The 16,707-nt window shown below is 69.9% G+C and carries 14 protein-coding genes; 5 read left to right on the top strand and 9 right to left on the bottom strand.

The window, feature by feature from the left end:
* Nucleotides 1-4 precede the first annotated feature (4 nt).
* Nucleotides 5-817: an endonuclease/exonuclease/phosphatase family protein gene (locus ACGFY9_RS05635; RefSeq protein WP_393752266.1), complete on the bottom strand. Its 813-nt coding sequence runs from the start codon at nucleotides 815-817 to the stop codon at nucleotides 5-7.
* Nucleotides 818-867: 50 nt separating this feature from the next.
* On the opposite strand from ACGFY9_RS05635, the gene ACGFY9_RS05640 reads away from it, so the two are divergent.
* Nucleotides 868-1,263 carry a nitroreductase/quinone reductase family protein gene (locus tag ACGFY9_RS05640; protein ID WP_393752268.1) on the top strand — a complete coding sequence of 132 codons (396 nt, stop codon included), beginning with the start codon at nucleotides 868-870 and terminating at the stop codon, nucleotides 1,261-1,263.
* 42 nt (nucleotides 1,264-1,305) lie between these two features.
* On the opposite strand, the gene ACGFY9_RS05645 is transcribed toward ACGFY9_RS05640, so the two are convergent.
* From ACGFY9_RS05645 to ACGFY9_RS05660, 4 genes are all read right to left on the bottom strand, one after another.
* A complete protein-coding gene (locus tag ACGFY9_RS05645; RefSeq protein ID WP_393752270.1) occupies nucleotides 1,306-2,781 on the bottom strand; it encodes an aldehyde dehydrogenase family protein in 1,476 nt (491 codons plus the stop codon).
* Nucleotides 2,778-4,499, bottom strand: a complete 1,722-nt coding sequence (locus ACGFY9_RS05650; RefSeq protein WP_393752271.1) for an amidohydrolase family protein — start codon at nucleotides 4,497-4,499, stop codon at nucleotides 2,778-2,780. The genes ACGFY9_RS05645 and ACGFY9_RS05650 overlap by 4 nt, the downstream gene beginning before the upstream one ends.
* A gap of 102 nt (nucleotides 4,500-4,601) precedes the next feature.
* Nucleotides 4,602-5,720: an LLM class flavin-dependent oxidoreductase gene (locus tag ACGFY9_RS05655; protein WP_393752273.1), complete on the bottom strand. Its 1,119-nt coding sequence runs from the start codon at nucleotides 5,718-5,720 to the stop codon at nucleotides 4,602-4,604.
* A gap of 108 nt (nucleotides 5,721-5,828) precedes the next feature.
* Nucleotides 5,829-6,605: an SDR family NAD(P)-dependent oxidoreductase gene (locus ACGFY9_RS05660; protein WP_393752275.1), complete on the bottom strand. Its 777-nt coding sequence runs from the start codon at nucleotides 6,603-6,605 to the stop codon at nucleotides 5,829-5,831.
* 200 nt (nucleotides 6,606-6,805) lie between these two features.
* Between ACGFY9_RS05660 and ACGFY9_RS05665 the strand changes: the two genes are divergently transcribed.
* A complete protein-coding gene (locus tag ACGFY9_RS05665) occupies nucleotides 6,806-7,540 on the top strand; it encodes a hypothetical protein (RefSeq protein WP_393752277.1) in 735 nt (244 codons plus the stop codon).
* Between the two features lie 72 nt (nucleotides 7,541-7,612).
* Nucleotides 7,613-8,407, top strand: coding sequence for a hypothetical protein (locus ACGFY9_RS05670; RefSeq protein WP_393752279.1), 795 nt, complete (start codon nucleotides 7,613-7,615; stop codon nucleotides 8,405-8,407).
* Nucleotides 8,408-8,446: 39 nt separating this feature from the next.
* Here the strand turns inward: ACGFY9_RS05670 and ACGFY9_RS05675 are convergent, their stop codons facing one another.
* The 3 genes from ACGFY9_RS05675 to ACGFY9_RS05685 form a co-directional block, all read right to left on the bottom strand.
* A complete protein-coding gene (locus ACGFY9_RS05675; RefSeq protein ID WP_393752281.1) occupies nucleotides 8,447-9,097 on the bottom strand; it encodes a response regulator transcription factor in 651 nt (216 codons plus the stop codon).
* 96 nt (nucleotides 9,098-9,193) lie between these two features.
* A complete protein-coding gene (locus ACGFY9_RS05680) occupies nucleotides 9,194-10,096 on the bottom strand; it encodes an LLM class F420-dependent oxidoreductase (protein ID WP_393752844.1) in 903 nt (300 codons plus the stop codon).
* A 17-nt stretch (nucleotides 10,097-10,113) separates the two neighbouring features.
* Nucleotides 10,114-11,367: an amidohydrolase family protein gene (locus ACGFY9_RS05685; RefSeq protein ID WP_393752283.1), complete on the bottom strand. Its 1,254-nt coding sequence runs from the start codon at nucleotides 11,365-11,367 to the stop codon at nucleotides 10,114-10,116.
* Between the two features lie 210 nt (nucleotides 11,368-11,577).
* Between ACGFY9_RS05685 and ACGFY9_RS05690 the strand changes: the two genes are divergently transcribed.
* Together ACGFY9_RS05690 and ACGFY9_RS05695 are read left to right on the top strand one after the other, a co-directional pair.
* Complete coding sequence (locus ACGFY9_RS05690; protein WP_393752285.1) at nucleotides 11,578-14,538, top strand: BTAD domain-containing putative transcriptional regulator; 2,961 nt, start codon at nucleotides 11,578-11,580, stop codon at nucleotides 14,536-14,538.
* A 267-nt stretch (nucleotides 14,539-14,805) separates the two neighbouring features.
* Nucleotides 14,806-14,991, top strand: a complete 186-nt coding sequence (locus tag ACGFY9_RS05695) for a hypothetical protein (RefSeq protein WP_393752287.1) — start codon at nucleotides 14,806-14,808, stop codon at nucleotides 14,989-14,991.
* Between the two features lie 130 nt (nucleotides 14,992-15,121).
* Here ACGFY9_RS05695 and ACGFY9_RS05700 read toward each other — a convergent pair whose 3' ends face one another.
* Nucleotides 15,122-16,702, bottom strand: a complete 1,581-nt coding sequence (locus ACGFY9_RS05700) for a FadD3 family acyl-CoA ligase (protein ID WP_393752289.1) — start codon at nucleotides 16,700-16,702, stop codon at nucleotides 15,122-15,124.
* Nucleotides 16,703-16,707 lie beyond the last annotated feature (5 nt).

A 16,707-nucleotide genomic window follows, 5' to 3' on the forward strand; every position in this document is an offset into this window, starting at 1 on the left:
TGAACTAGGTGCCCAGGTCCACGACGACGGCCGCGTGGTCGGTCGGCCACACCCCGCCGACCGGCCCGTCTCCGGCCCGCCGTACGCCCCGCACATGCCCGAGTCCGCCCTTCGCGGTCGGTTCGACGAAGACGTAGTCGATACGGACGCTCGGCCCGAACGTGCCCGCCACGTAGGGATTCGCGAGGTCCCAGGTGGCCGAGGGCGCCCCCGGCTCGGCGAAGTCCCAGGCGTCGATGAGGACTTGGCCGCCCACGGCCGGCGCGGTCCTGTACCCCCCGAAGAGCCGCACCTCGTCCGAGTCGGGCCAGGCGTTGAAGTCGCCGGTGACGACGGCAGGGAAGGGCCCGTCGCCACGGTGGGCGGCGACGAACTCCGCGAGGGCGGTGACCTGTTGGCACCGTACGGCAGAGGCGTCGGTGGCGGAGGAGAGGTGGACGGTGAAGAAGGGGACGTGGTGACCCGGCGCGTCCAGCCCCGCGTACAGCGCGAGCCGGCCGCCGTCACCGTCCCCGGGCGGCAGCGGCAGCACGGCCCGCTCGGCGACGGGCCAGCGGCTGAGGACGGCGTTGCCGATCCCGACGGTGGGGTCGCCGAGTCTGCGCTGCCAGAACCCGGGGTCGTGGGAGGCTCCCCAGGTCCAGTGCATACCGAGTTCCGAGGCGAGCCAGCCGGCGAGGTTCTCACCCTCGGCATCCCACACCTCCTGCAACCCGACGACATCGGGCCGCAGTTCACGCAACACGGCGAGAATCGCCTTCTGCCGGGCCTCCCAGGGCCCGTACCGCCACCACAGGTTCCACGTCACGACGCGCACGGGATCATTGAAGTCCACGCCCCGTCCGATCAGCAGGAGATCCGAGAAAGATGCCGACACCGAACCCCGAGGCCAAGTACCGCACCATCAGCCGCATCCAACGCGTGCTGAACGCGGTCACCCGCCACCTCCCCACCCAGACCGTCCTGGAGACCACCGGCCGGGTCTCCGGTCAACCGCGCCGCACGCCGCTCGGCGGCCGCCGCGTCGGCGACACGTTCTGGCTGGTGTCGGAGTTCGGCGAACTCTCCCAGTACGTCCGCAACATCAAGGCGAACCCGCAGGTCCGGGTCCGCATCATGGGCCGCTGGCACACCGGCACGGCCCACCTCCTCCCCGACGACGACCCCCAGGCCCGCCTGCGCAGCCTGCCCCGCTTCAACAGCGTGGCGGTGAAGGCGATGGGGTCGAGTCTGCTGACGGTGCGGGTGGATCTGGACAGGTGACAGTGGGCGGGGGATGCGGCCCGGCGGGCGGGGGGCCTGGCGTCACCCCGGCCACACGATCGCCTGTACCTCGCTGTACGCGTGCAGCGCGTACGATCCGACGTCGCGCCCGACCCCGCTCTTCTTGAAGCCCCCGAACGGCGCCTCCATGTTGCGCCCCACGGTGTTGACCCCCACCCCACCGGCCCGCAGCAGCCGCGCCACCCGGAACGCCCGGGCCACGTCCCCCGACCACACGTAGTCGATGAGGCCGTAGTCGCTGTCGTTGGCGAGGGCGATCCCTTCCTCCTCGGAGTCGAAGGGGACGACCACGACGACCGGCCCGAAGATCTCCTCGCGGACGACCCGCATCTCGGCACCGCAGTCGGCGAGGACGGTGGGTGCGACGAGGAACCCGGGCCCGTCGGACGGCCGTTCGCCGCCCGCGACGACCACCGCGCCCTCCTTCCGGCCCAGTTCGACGTACGACTCGACGCGCTCCCGGTGTGCCGCCGAGATCACCGGCCCGACGACCGTGTCCGGCGAGCGCGGGTCGCCGACCTTCAACGCCCGCGCATAACCGGCCAGTTGCTCCACGACCCGCTCGTACACACCGCGCTGCGCCAGCACCCGTGTGGGCGCCGTACAGATCTGCCCGCTGTAGAAGGAGAACGTCGTACCGATCCCGGACACGGCGGAGGCGAGATCCGCGTCGTCGAAGACGACAGCCGCGCCCTTCCCGCCCAGCTCCATCAGCTGCCGCTTCATCCCCCGCCCGCACACCTCGGCGATCCGCTGCCCGACAGCCGTGGAACCGGTGAAGCTGACCATGTCGACGTCACGGGACTCGACCGCGGCCTCCCCCACCTCCACCGACTGCCCGTTGACGACGTTCACGACCCCGCGCGGCACCCCGGCCGCCTCCAGCGCCTCGGCCATCCGGTAGACGGACAGCGGGTCCTGCGGCGCCGGTTTCACGACGACCGTGTTGCCCATGGCGAGGGCGGGGGCGATCTTCCCGGCGGGGTTCGCCCAGGGGTTGTTGTACGACGTGATGCAGGCGACGACACCCACCGGCTGCCGCACGGCGAGCGCGCCCATGACGGCCGCCCGCCCGAACGGCCCCGCCTCGTTGACCTGCGGCGCGATCGCCCACTCGGCCGGTTCGACGGTCGCGTACCGCCGGAACCGGGCCGCGGCGACGCCCACTTGCATGCCCCGCGCGGTCCCGGTCGTGGCGCCGGTCTCCGCCTGGGCGAGTTCGGCGTACGACACGAGCCCGCCCCGGATGATGTCCGCGGCCCGCCCGAGAATCGCCGCACGCTCCTCGGCCGGCGTACGCGACCACGGCCCGAAGGCGTCCCGGGCAGCGGCGGCAGCGGCGAACACCTGCCCCCGCGAGGCCTCCGGCGCCCACCCCACGGTCTCCTCGGTAGCCGGATCGACCACGGCATAGTGGCCACCGTCCGGCTCGACCCACTCCCCGCCGACGAACAACCGCTGCCCGTCCGCCACTTGGGAGTTCGCCTCGGAACTCACCTGGTGCTCACCGTCCTGGTGTCCCGCCCCGACCGCAACACCCGCCCCGGCACGTTCCCGCTCACCACCTCGTCCCGGATGGCCTCGACTCCGTTGACCCACACGGCCCGTATCCCGATCGCCTTGGAGTCGAGACGCGGACTGTCACCCGGCAGGTCGTGCACCAGGGTGGCCTTGCCTGCGTCGATCCGCTGCGGGTCGAAGAGCACCAGATCCGCATGCCACCCCTCCCGCACCTGCCCCCGCTCCCGCAGCCCGAACAACCGAGCCGGATCATCGGTGAGCATCTTCACGGCCTGCTCCAGCCCCACCAGCTTCCGCCCCCGCACACAGTCCCCGATGAACCGGGTCGTGTACGGCGCCCCGCACATCCGGTCCAGATGCGCCCCGGCATCGGACCCGCCGAGCAACACGTCCTCGTGCTGCCAGGTCTCGGCCCGCAGCGCCCAGGAGGCGGGATCGTTGTCGGAAGGCATGGGCCAGAGAACCGTACGGAGTTGATCAGCCGCGCAGATCTCGACGAGACACTCAAAGGGCTCCTGACCACGCTCGGCGGCGATGTCCTTGACCACCCGCCCGGTCAGCCCGTCGTTGGCGTCGCTGTACGTGTCCCCGATCACATACCGCCCGAAGTTCGCGAGCCGCCGGAAGACGCCCGCCTCCTTGCTGTTGGCGCTCCGCAGCATCTCGGCCCGTACGTCCGGCTCCCGCAGCCTGGCGATCCGCTCGGACACGGGCAGGCTCAGGATCGGCCCCCACCCGGGTATCAGGTTCAGCGCGCAGAAGGTGCCGAGGGACATGTTCATCGGCGTGAGGATCGGCATGGTCAGGGCGACGACCCGCCCCCCGGCCTTCCGACCCCGCTCACTCGCGAACAACTGCCGGGGCACGCGCTCAGGCACAGCGGCATCGATGGTCAGCACGTTCCAGTTCAACGGCCGCCCCGCCACCGCGCTCATCTCGACGAACAGATCGATCTCGGCATCACTGAACTGATCGAGACACCCGGCGACGATGGCCTCGATCTGCGTACCCTCGTGCTCCCCAACAGCCCTGGAAAGCGCGAGCAGTTCGGCGGGCAGCGCATGCCGAGAGGCAACGGCCTTCCCGTCACCGTCCGAGTGGCTGGAGGACTGGGTGGTGGAGAACCCCCACGCCCCCGCGTCCATCGCCTCGTGCAACAGCCGTACGATCTCGGCGAGTTGCTCCTCACTCGGCTGCCCACCCACGGCATCCGGCCCCATCACATACCGCCGCAGCGCACAATGCCCCACCATGAACCCGGCGTTGACGGCGATCCGCCCTTCGAGCGCGTCCAGATACTCCCCGAAGCCCCGCCAGCTCCAGGGCGCCCCCTCCTCCAGCGCGACCAGCGACATCCCCTCGACCCTGGACATCATCCGCCGCGTGTAGTCGGCATCCTCCGGCTTCAGCGGCGCGAGAGTGAACCCACAGTTCCCGGCGGCGACAGTGGTCACCCCGTGGTTGAGGGAAGGCGTCGCGTACGGGTCCCAGAAGAGCTGGGCGTCGTAGTGGGTATGGGGATCAACAAACCCCGGCGCGAGCACGAGCCCACGCGCATCCTCCGACGTCCGGGACTCCTCAACCACCGTACCGATGACGGCGATCCGCCCGTCCCTTATACCGACGTCGGCGACAAACCCGGCGGCCCCCGTCCCATCAACGACGGTGACACCTTTAATGACGTGATCGAGCACGGGCCCAGCCTCCTCAACTCCGTTATGTGCGATGCCCCTTGCTTTTAGGGGCGCGGGGAACTGCGCGACCAGCCCCCACACGCCCGCAGCCGCCGTACAACCTCAGGCCGTCTCCCGGAACCGCGTAGTCCGGTGAACAGGATCCGTATCGATCTTCGGAACCACGTGCTCCCCGATCAACCGAATCGTCTGCAACGTCTCCTCCTTCGGCACCCCCACCGGCAACCCGAAGCTCAACTGATCCGCCCCGGCCTGCTCCCACCGCTTGCACTGGGTGAGCACCTCATCCGGGTCACCGCAGATCAACAGCTCCTCCTCCACGAGGAGTTCGACAAACTCCGGCGTGTACTCGGGCAGCGTCTCCGGCCACACCGGGAACCCCTCAGGCCGAGGAAACGTGTCGTGGTACCGGAACACCAGCGAGGGCAGATAGTGCAGCCCCCCACTCGTGGCGATCCGGATCGCCTCGTCATGGGTCGGCGCACAGATCGCCGTCGTGGTCACCATGACGTTGTCGTTGACGAACGCCCCGACCGGCTCGGCGTTCACGATCGCCGTCTTGTACTGCTCCAGCACCCACTCCATGTCGGACACCTTCTGGATGCTGAACCCGAGGACGCCCAGCCCCTTGCGCGCGGCCATGGCGTACGACGGAGGCGACCCGGCGGCGTACCACATCGCGGGGTGCGCCTTCCCGTACGGCTTGGGGAGGATCTTCCGCGGCGGCAGCTGCCAGTGCTTGCCCTGGAAGCCGACGTACTCGTCCTGGAGCCACATCTTGGGGAACTCGGCGATGGTCTCTTCCCAGATCTCCTTGGTGTAGTTCATGTCGGTCACCCCCGGTATGAACCCGAGGATCTCGTGCGAACCGGCACCGCGCCCGCTCCCGAACTCGAAGCGGTTGTCGGTGAGATGGTCGAGCATGGCGACCTTTTCGGCGACCTTCACCGGGTGGTTGACCTGGGCGAGGGGGTTGAAGATGCCCGACCCGAGGTGGATGCGTTCGGTGGCGTGGGCGAGGTAGCCGAGGAAGACGTCGTTGGCCGAGAGGTGCGAGTACTCCTCCAGGAAGTGGTGCTCGGACGCCCAGGCGTACTTGAAGCCGGACTTGTCCGCCTGGATGACGTACTCGGTCTCCTCCATCAGCGCCTTGTGCTCGGCCAGCGGGTCCGTCTCGGCACGCTTGCCCACGTATCCCTGTACAAAGAGCCCGAATTCCAAGGAGGTTCACCGTCCCCAGTCCAGATGGTTCCTATGAGTGCTACGACTTTCTGACGCTGCGTCAGATTCGTCAATAGATGACGCCCTGTCAGATGACGTCGGATGCCGTCAGATGACACTGACCCCGGCCAGCCAGCCCCCGTCGATCACGAACGGCTGCCCGGTGATGTACGACGAGTCGTCCGACGTCAGGAACAGCGCCAGCCGCGCCACCTCGTCGGCCCGCCCGATCCGGCCCAGCGGCACGAGCTTGCGGTACAGCTCGTCCAGCGCCCGGGTCATCTCCTCCGGGTCCACGTCCGGGTCGAGCCGCGCCGGGTTGGACATCGCGGTGTCCACGGCCCCGGGGCAGACGGCGTTGACCCGGATCCGCCGGCTCGCCAGCTCCAGCGCGGCCACCCGGGTGAGCCCGAGGATCGCGTGCTTGGTGGCGGTGTAGGTCCCGACCGCGGCCATCCCGGTGACCGCCGTGTACGAGGCCGTGTTGACGATCGTCCCGCCGTCTTCCATCGCCGCCGCCACAGTCTTGATCCCCAGGAAGCAGCCCACCTGGTTGACCCGCACGACCTGCATGAACTCCTCAAGCGGCGTGTCCACAAGGGAGTTGAACCGGAGGATCCCGGCATTGTTGACCAGCCCGTCGATCCGCCCGTACGCCTCCTTGGCGGCCCCCACGGCGGCACGCCAGTCCGCCTCCTCGCCGACATCGAGATGGACGTAGGACGCGGTGGCGCCCAACTCCTTCGCCAGCGCCTCCCCTTGCTCGTCCAGCACATCCGCTACGACGACTTTCGCGCCCTCGGCCGCGAACAGCCGTGCCTCCTGCTCCCCCTGCCCGCGCGCCGCCCCGGTGACGATGACGACGCGCCCGTCCAGCTTGCCCATGCGGGCCTCCTCGGGATCGGTGGATGCGGGGCATCGTAGCGCCGTATCTGACGTAGCGTCAGATGGAGGAGGCGGACTCCTTGCACAGAAGAGAGGCCTTGCACAAGCACACTTCGAGTGCGCAAGCACACGTCAAGTGACCGTGGAGTAGGGACATTTGACCCTGTCCATACCTCGTCTTGGCTCGAAGAATGCCGGACATGGCAAAGAGGAGATTGCGCAACAGGAAAGTCAGGTACGTGGCGATCGGCGCGGCACTCGCCACCGGCGGGGCCGTCGTCGCCCTGCTGCCGTCGGCGAACGCGGCCGAGGCGAAGACGCCGGACCAGATCATGACCATGTGCGAGAGGTCCGCGGTGGTCAACGGCGAACAACGGACCGTGGAGGATTTCGGCGGCGCCTTCGCGGACGGTTTCCAGGCCGACAACTGCGATTTCGTCGAGACGAACTTCGAGACCTTCGACGGACCCACCGAAAAGGCGTCCGTCGACTTCCCGAACTGCGAGCCGAACGCCACCGATCCGGCCAAGGTATCCATCACCTGGTCGTCGACCGCGGCCCAGGGTCAGGGCAAGTACGTCTCCACCCAACAGGGCGCCGCAGGCGGCCTCTTCGGATTCCTGAGCGGGTCCTGGACCAAGCACAAGGGCACCCTCGACATGACCGTGAAATCGGCGACGGCCGGCGACACGGAGGCGCGGGACGTGCCGGTCGGCAAGGTGCTCCACATGGAGTTCACGCCGAAGCTGCAGCGCATGACCGGTGAATGGCGGGTGCGTATCGACGCCGATCCCGGCAGCTTCGCCGTGAACCCTTCCCCCGAACAGAACTTCGTGGCCCCGGACGTCGTCGAGGGCCCCGTCATCCTGCCCGGCGCCGCAGGTGCTCCCGGTGTCGTGGACGGCACCTCCAAGGCGGTCCTGGAGGACTGCTGAGCTTCCCGAAGATCGTCAAGTAACACCAGTTCACGGCCACTTCAGCTCACCTCACCCCCACTGGAGACACCCATGACCCGGACCAGCCGCACGAGAAGCCACCGGAGCAAGAAGAAGCGCATCACCCTCGCCCTGGCCCCCGTGGCGGCACTCGCGGTGATCGTCCCGCTGATGAACCAGGCGAATGCCGCCACCCCGTCCGAAGTGAGCGCCGACTGTTCCGCTGACTCCGACCGACTGGCCAACTGCGAGTTCGTGGACGTGCAGTTCAAGGCGAACAGCCTCGGTCCCAATGAACGCGTCTCCCCGGTGTCCGACAACTGCGGTTCCACGAGCACCGCGACGAAGACCTTCAACGTGAGTACGTCCGTGACGAGAACCCTTCAGGTCGAGGAGGGAACCGTCACCGAGGCCGGTACGAAACTCGGTAGCTCGCTCTTCGAAGTCGGCCTGGAATTCAGCACGTCGACCATCAACATCACGCGCGACGACAAGACGACCACCCTCGCGTTCAGCCGCACGGACACCGTGCAGCCGGACAGCACCGCCTTCTTCATGTGGTCCGCCAAGCGCACCGATGTCAGCGGATTCCTGAAGGCGACGTACAAAGAGGCACAGGACGGTCAGACGGTGTTCTTCGCGCCGAGCGAGGGCGCGGCGACCGTGCATGTCTTCTATCCGCAGATCCTGAACAACGGAACGCCCGACGGGCGCCTTTGGCTGCGGAACGTGACATGCGAAACCACCGCTGCCGACGCCGTCCCGAACTCCACGAAGGCCCTCCAGTCCGAAGAGGCCGGATTCGGTCAGGGCGGCGCCGATGTCACCGACGTGGAAATACCGCTGTCGGAGGTCCCGGCGCCCTGATCCCCGGAAAGGGATTCCGGCCGGGTTCCCGGTTTGTTCTCAGGTGCGAAGCACGGGCGTGGCTCCCAGCCACCGCAGGACCGCGTCCGTGCCGCTCCTGGCGTCCAACTTGGCATAGATGTTGCTGAGGTTGTTGCGGACGGTCTTCTCGCTCAGCCGTAATCGCCGCCCGATCTGCTGTGCGCCCAGCCCGGTCGACAGCAGTTCCATGATCTGCTGCTCGCGCGGCGAGAGCAGGGCACGCAACCGCTCCGTCGTCTCGTCGCTCGCGGTCATCCGACGGGCCCCTTCCCGCAGGGCGGCGGTCGCCGACGGCGAGAGGTAGGTGTGCCCGACGGTGGCCGCCACCATCGCCGAGGACATCATCTCGGGGCAGTGGTCGCCCTCGACCAGATAGCCGGCCCCGGCCCGGAACACCTCGACGACCGCTTCCGTGTCCCGGCGCGGACTGACCACGACCGCCGGGACACTCCGGGTGCGGAGAACCTCCAGCAGCCCCGGAAAGGACACGGCGGGATCCTCGCAGTGCAGCACGACGACGTCCGCCGTGGTCTCCGCCAACCGGTCGTGAGGCGGGGCGACATGCACCACACGGTCCACATACGGATCGTCCGGGGGCGGCCAGTCCGCGTGCGGCCAGGTGACCCCCACAGAGGCCACGGCAACCACGAGTCGCTCGGAGGATCGCACTTCGGGGGTCCTTCCGCCGGAGCCATGACGTCCGTACGTCCGTACATACGCGGCGCGGCGTAACCGTGTTCAAACAGGTTGTGATCACAGGCGTGATCAGAGCAGCGGCCCCACCTCGGTCCCGAACTCGCTTATCTGGTCGGTGAGTTCGACCCGGTCCCGACAGCGGAACCGCACCTGGATCTGGTCCACGCCCATCGCCCGGTAGGCGCGAAGGGACTCGGCGAGGACCTCGGGCGCTCCGGTGAGCGTGCGCCGCCCGACCTCCCACCCCGGATCGCCGACGTACAGCGGCTCGGTGATGGCCCCGAACACGAACGGCCCTTCTGCGGCGGCCTCTTCGCGCAGCCGCCGTATCCGCTCGATCTGCGCGGGCAGCCGGTCCCGCGGGTCGCCCTGCGGCAGCCACCCGTCCGCCTTGAGCGCGGCCCGGCGTACGGCGGCGGGGGACGATCCGCCGACCCAGAGGGGGACGTGTTCCTGCGCGGGCCGGGGCCGCTGCCCGAGCCCCTCGAAGTCGTACAACTTGCCGTGGTGCTCGGGGAATTCGTCCGGCCCGAGCGCGGCACGCAACGCGTCGATCGACTCGTCGAGGACCGGCCCGCGCCGCTCGAATTCGACCCCCAGCGCCTCGAACTCCTCCTGTACGTGCCCGGCACCGACCCCGAGGACCAGCCGGCCCCCGCTCAGGTGGTCGAGGGTGGCGTACTGCTTGGCGGTGAGCAGCGGGTGCCGTAGGCCGACGACCGCGACATGGCTGAGGAGTCGGACGCGTTCGGTGACGCCCGCGAGGTAGGAGAGGGTGGCGACGGGGTCGTACCAGATCGTGCTCATGGCGGCGGCGAGGCGGCGCGGGACGCCGACGTGGTCGCAGCCCGCGATGTAGTCGAAGCCCGAACGGTCGGCGGCCCGGGCGATCTCGACGAGGTCGGCGGGACCGGCGTCGGCCTCCCAGGGCTCGGCGTAGATGGTGCTCTGGGACTGGACGGGCAACTGCATCCCGTAGGCGAGGCCGCTCACTTGGGGCCCTCCCACAGGCCGTCCGGCGTCAGGCCCAGCAGCTCGATCGCGTTGCCTCGTACGATCCGCTCGACCACGTCCGGTGCCAGGTGACCCATCTGCGCCTCGCCGACCTCGCGGGACTTGGGCCAAGTGGAGTCGGAGTGGGGGTAGTCGGTCTCGTAGAGGACGTTCCCGACGCCGATCGAGTCGAGGTTCTTGAGGCCGAACGCGTCGTCGAAGAAGCAGCCGTAGACGTGCTCGGTGAAGAGTTCGGACGGCGGGCGGTGGACCTTGTCGGCGACGCCGCCCCAGGCGCGGTTCTCCTCCCAGACCACGTCGGCGCGCTCCAGGATGTAGGGGATCCAGCCGATCTGGCCCTCCGCGTACATGACTTTGAGGTCCGGGAAGCGTTCGAACTTGCCGCTCATCAGCCAATCCACCATGGAATAGCAGCAGTTGGCGAAGGTGATCGTCGACCCGACGGCGGGCGGCGCGTCGGCGGAGGTGGAGGGCATACGGCTGCTGGAGCCGATGTGCATGGCGATGACCGTGCCGGTCTCGGCGCAGGCGGCGAGGAACGGGTCCCAGTCGTCGGTGTGGATGGAGGGCAGGCCGAGGTGCGGGGGTATCTCGGAGAAGGCGACGGCGCGGGTGCCGCGGGCCGCGTTGCGGCGGACCTCCGCGGCGGCCAACTCCGGGTCCCACAAAGGGATGAGGGGCAGTGGTATCAGGCGGCCGTTCGCTTCCGGGCCGCACCACTCCTCCACCATCCAGTCGTTGTAGGCGCGGACGCAGAGCAGGCCGAGTTCGCGGTCGGCGGCCTCCGTGAACGTCTGGCCGCAGAAGCGGGGGAAGGTGGGGAAACACAGGGCGGACTGGACGTGGTTGACGTCCATGTCGGCGAGCCGGGACGGGACGTCGTACGACCCCGGACGCATCTGCTCGTAAGTGATGACTTCGAGCTTGATCTCGTCCCTGCTGTAGCCGACGGCGGTGTCGAGGCGGGTGAGGGGGCGGTGCAGATCCTCGTAGACCCACCAGTCGCCGATGGGTCCGTCGTCGCCGGGCTCGCCCATGACGGGCTTGAACCGGCCGCCGAGGAACGTCATTTCCTTCAGTGGCGCGCGGACTATGCGAGGGCCGGTGTCCAGGTACTTCTTGGGCAGCCGGTGCTGCCAGACGTCGGCGGGCTCCACGGTGTGGTCGTCGACGGAGATGATCAGAGGGAGGGTCGCCTGGTCGGTTTGCCGGGGGTTCTGGGTGTCCATGGCGCTCACGGTAGCGCCGATCTGACGACCCGTCAGCTAGCTGGATCCGGGTTCGGGGTGCTCGGTTGTGTGCGGGTCTGTGCGGAGGCGGTGTGAGGGGCTTGTGATATCCCGCGCGGCCACCTGTGAGCGGTGTGTCCGAGAGCTGACGCATCCGCCATGGACAAGGCAAACTGTCGTAGTGAACAGGCTTGCCTAGGGGGAACGGCGATGGACGGTGGACCGCGAGTACCGGAGCAGCGGCGCCCCGGGTCCGGCTCGGAGGAGTCGACCGCGCTGCGCTTCAGCGTGCTCGGTCCGGTACGTGCCTGGCGGGGCCCTGTTTCGCTGAACACGGGCTCGCCGCAGCAACGCGCCCTGCTGGCCGCGCTGTTGCTGCGCGAGGGCCGGACGGCGACCGCCGGTGAGCTGATCGATGCCCTCTGGGGTGACGACCCTCCGTCGCAGGCGCTGGCCGCGGTGCGCACGTACGCGTCCCGGCTGCGCAAGGCGCTGGACGCCGGGGTCCTGGTCAGCGAGTCGGGCGGGTACGCCGTACGAGGGCTGCCCGAGGGCGCGTTGGACGTGGCCGAGGTCCAGGACCTCGCGACCGGGGCGGAGAAGGCGAAGTCGGCGGGTGACCTGTGCCATGCGCGGGACCTGCTGGGCCGGGCGCTGGCCCTGTGGGACGGCGAGCCGCTGGCCGGGCTCCCGGGCCCGTACGCGGAGGCGCAGCGCGTCCGTCTGGAGGAGTGGCGGCTCCAACTCCTCGAATCCCGCCTCGACATGGACCTGGAGCAGGGCTGCCACGCGGAGGCCGTCAGCGAGTTGACCGCCCTCACCGCGGCCCACCCGCTCCGCGAACGCCTCCGCGAGCTGCTGATGCTCGCCCTGTACCGCTCCGGCCGCCAGGCGGAGGCCCTGGCCGTGTACGCGGACACCCGGCGCCTGCTCGCCGACGAGCTGGGCGTGGACCCGCGCCCCGGCCTGCGCGAACTCCAGAACCGCATCCTCCAGGCCGACCCGGGCCTCGCGGAGCCCTCCGCACCGGCGGCGGAGACCGTGGCGACCCCGGTCCGCCCCCACCAACTCCCGGCGACCGTCCCGGACTTCACCGGCCGCGTGTCCTTCGTGTCCGAACTGAGCGACGTCCTGGCCTCGGCGGAGGGCCGCGTGATGGCGGTGTCGGCGCTGGCGGGAATCGGCGGCGTCGGCAAGACGACCCTCGCCGTCCATGTGGCCCACCAGGCCCGATCCGCCTTCCCCGACGGCCAGTTGTACGTCGACCTCCAGGGCGCCGGCTCCCGGTCCGCCGAACCGGAGACCGTACTGGGCGCGTTCCTGCGGGCGTTGGGCACCCCGGACTCCGCGATACCGGACTCCCTGGAGGAACGGTCGGCGCTGTACCGGTCGGTGCTGGACGGCCGCCGGGTGCTGGTGCTGCTGGACAACGCGCGGGACGCGGCCCAGGTACGCCCCCTCCTCCCCGGCATGGAGGGCTGCGCGGCGCTGGTGACGTCCCGCGTACGGATGGTGGACCTCGCCGGAGCACATCTCATCGACCTGGATGTGATGTCCCCCGAGGAGGCGCTGCAGCTCTTCACAAAGATCGTCGGCGCCGAACGGGTCGCCGCCGAACGGGAATCGGCCCTGGACGTGGTAGCGGCGTGCGGCTTCTTGCCCCTCGCGATCCGCATCGCGGCATCCCGCCTCGCGGCCCGCCGTACGTGGACGGTCTCCGTCCTCGCCGCCAAACTCGCCGACGAACGCCGGAGGCTGGACGAACTCCAGGCCGGCGACCTCGCCGTGAAGGCCACATTCGAGCTGGGCTACGGCCAGTTGGAGCCGGCCCAGGCACGAGCCTTCCGGCTGCTGGGCCTCGCGGACGGCCCGGACATCTCCCTCGCGGCGGCCGCGGCTGTGCTGGACCTCCCGGTCGAGGACACGGAAGACGTGCTGGAATCCCTCGTAGACACGTCACTTGTCGAATCGGCGGCTCCCGGCCGCTACCGGTACCACGATCTGGTGCGGCTCTACGCGCGTGCGTGCGCGGAACGGGACGAGTCGTCGCCCACGGAGCGGGGGGCGGCGCTCTCGCGGTTGCTGGACTTCTATCTGGCGACGGCCGCCGGGGTCTACGGCATCGAGCGCCCCGGCGACCGGCTGGTCGACCACTTGGAGGAGACCGGCGTCGACGGACTGGTCTTCCCCGATCGCCGCGCCGCCCAGGACTGGCTCTACGGCGAGGCGATGCCGCTGCTGGCCTGCGTACGGCAGTCGGCGGGCGGTACGACGCTGCGGCGGGCCGTCGACCTGCTGTGGGCCGCGGTCGACCTCGCGGAGTCCGGGGCGAACTTCAAGGAGTACGAGGCGGCCGGCGCCCTCCTGCGCGACGCGGCGCGCGAGGCCGCCGACAGCCGGGCGGAGGGCCGGGCGATCCTGGTGCTGGCCAACGCCCGCCATTTCTCCGGGCAGTTCGAGCAGGCCTACCAGGAGGCACGGCAGGCACTCGCCCTGTCGGAGGCCTCCGACGACGCGATGCCGTGCTGCTGGGCGGCGAACCTCATCGGCATCTACTCCTTCTACCAGGGCCGCTACGACGAGGCCGAGGAGTTCCTGGAGCGGGCCATCGCGACCTGGCGCGCCAGCGGCGACCTCTCCGGCGCCGCGTCGGCGCTGTGCAACCTCTCCCGCCTGCACCTGCAGACGGAACGCGCCGACAGCGCGGTCGGCCTCGCCCGCCAGGGCACCGAGATGTACGAGGAACTCGGGCACACCCTCAAGGCGGCCAACGGCCACTACGCCCTCGGGCTGGCCCTCGGCAAGAACAGCCAGCCGGCCGACGCGGTCGCGCATCTCAACCAGGCGCTGACCGTCTTCCGCACGAGCCGGCAACGCCTGTGGGAGGGAATGACCCTCTTCCGCCTAGCCGAGGTGGACCTCCTGGCCCAGCGTCCCGCCCAGGCGGCGGCCAACGCCGAGATGGCGCTGACCCCGCTCCGGGAGATCGGCGGCGAGTGGCGGCGCGGGAACGTCCTCACCGTCCTCGGCAAGGCCCTGGACGGCATCGGCCAGTCCGGCCGCGCCCAGGTCTGCTGGACCGAGGCGCTGGAGATCTACGAGCGGCTGGAGTCCCCGGAGGCGGCGGAGGTCAGGGCGCTGCTGACGCGCGCGGGGGCGGACTGCGCCTGAGGCGTTGCCGAGGGGGTCGCGGGCAGCGTTGCCGGGGGTGTCGCGGGGGACGTCTGCCGGGGCCGGGGGCGTTCATCAATCGTTTATCGCCGCACGGCACTCTTCTGGGTATCGGGCCGTCGCGTCGGGGGGCAGACGGACCGGCGGTGAGGCCGCCACTTCCGAGATCTAGAGTGGCGGCTCCAGCGGCCCATCCGGTCATCCTCGGGGGAGTGACCGGATGGGCCCGCGACAGTCTGAACGCGATCTCCAACGAGGGGCAGCACGATGAGCGACACCACGAACGACGACGGCACGGTCACGCCCGACAACACCCACATCACCGACACCAAGCTGACCGGCGACCTCAAGCCGCTCAACACGCACATCACGGACGTCGAGAGCGTCGTGGCCGCGGACGACGACGGCACGGCCACACCGGACAACACGCACATCACGTCCGACCCCAGCTAGACCTTCTCCCAGCACGGGGGATCGGCCGCGACGGCCCAGGGGGAGCCGTCGCGGCCGATGTGTGTCCGGACGCGGTCCGGGACTCCCGAACCGCGCCGCCCTGACGGGAGGCGCCGAGGGGGATGATCCCTCACCGCCCCCGCAGCTCCCCCTTGACCACCTTCCCGCTCGCGTTCCGGGGCAGCTCCCCCACGAACTCCACCTCCCGCGGCACCTTGTAGTTCGCCATCTCCCGTCGCGCCCAGGCGATCAGGTCGTCGCCGGTCAGCGTCACGTCCGGACGCCGTACGACGTACGCCTTGCCGACCTCGCCGAGCCGTGTGTCCGGTACGCCGATCACCGCCACGTCCGCCACGTCGGGATGGACGCCGAGGAGCTGTTCTATCTCCGCCGGGTACGCGTTGAAGCCGCCGACGATGAACATGTCCTTGAGGCGGTCGGTGATGCGGAGGTTGCCCTCGTCGTCCAGGACGCCGACGTCGCCGGTGCGCAGCCAGCCGTCCTCGCCCAGCACCTCGGCCGTGGCCGCCGCGTCCTCGTAGTAGCCGCGCATGACGTTGAAGCCCCGGACCAGTACCTCGCCCGGGGTACCGGGAGCCGCCTCCACCCGGACCTCCGTGCCCGGAATCGCGCGCCCCGACGTCGACGCGATGACCGCCGGATCGTCCCCCCGCCGGCACATCGTCACGATGCCGCTGGCCTCCGAGAGGCCGTACGCCGTCAGCACCGTCCCCACGCCCAGCTCGCCCCGCAGCCGTTCCACCAGGCGCAACGGCACCACCGCCGCGCCCGTGACCACGAGCCGCAGCGCCGAGAGGTCGTGCGCGTCGCGGGCGGGGTGGTCGAGGAGGGACTGGTGGAGAGTGGGCGGGCCGGGGAGGACCGACACCCGTTCCGCAGCGATGTTCGCGAGCACCGTGTCGACGTTGAACACCGGCTGCGGGATCATCGTCGCGCCCCGCATGAGGCAGGCGATGACGCCCGCCTTGTAGCCGAAGGTGTGGAAGAAGGGGTTCACGATCAGGTAGCGGTCGCCCTGCCGCAGCCCCGCGAGGTCGCTCCAGATCTCGTATCCCCGCAGCGTCTGCGCGTGCGTGATCACCGCGCCCTTCGGGCGGCCCGTCGTACCGGACGTGAAGATGATGTCCGAGACCGACGAACCGTCCAACTCTTCGGCCCGCGACCACACTTCCGGCTCGCCCACCCCCTCCCCGCCCGCCAGGAAGTCCTTCCAGGTACGGAAGTCGGCGGGCGCGTCATCGGCCAGCACCACCACCTGCTCCAGCGCCGGAAGTCCGGGCAGCGGACCGTCCCCGGGCCCCTCCCCCGCCGCGCGCCGCAGCGACGCCACGTACGACGTCCCGAGGAACGTCCCGGTCACGAACAACAACCGCGCCCCGCTGCTGCGCAGCACATATGCGGCCTCGCTCCCCTTGAAGCGCGTGTTCAGCGGCACGAGCACCGCGCCCGCCGACACCGCGCCCAGCGCCGAGACGATCCAGTCCGTCGAGTTGGGCGCCCAGATGCCCACCCGGTCGCCGGCTTCCACGCCACTGGCGACACAGGCGGCCGCCGCCCGCTCCACCCGCGCGCCCAGTTCGGCGTACGAGATCCGTGTCCGGCCCTCCACCACCGCCTCGGCGTCCGCGTACCGTTCCGCGGCCGAGCGCACCAGGCCCGGGACGGTGTCCCACTCCACGTCTCCGCCCATGAACG

Origin of the sequence: Streptomyces sp. NPDC048504, from assembly GCF_043200035.1 — a bacterium.
Taxonomy (GTDB): domain Bacteria; phylum Actinomycetota; class Actinomycetes; order Streptomycetales; family Streptomycetaceae; genus Streptomyces.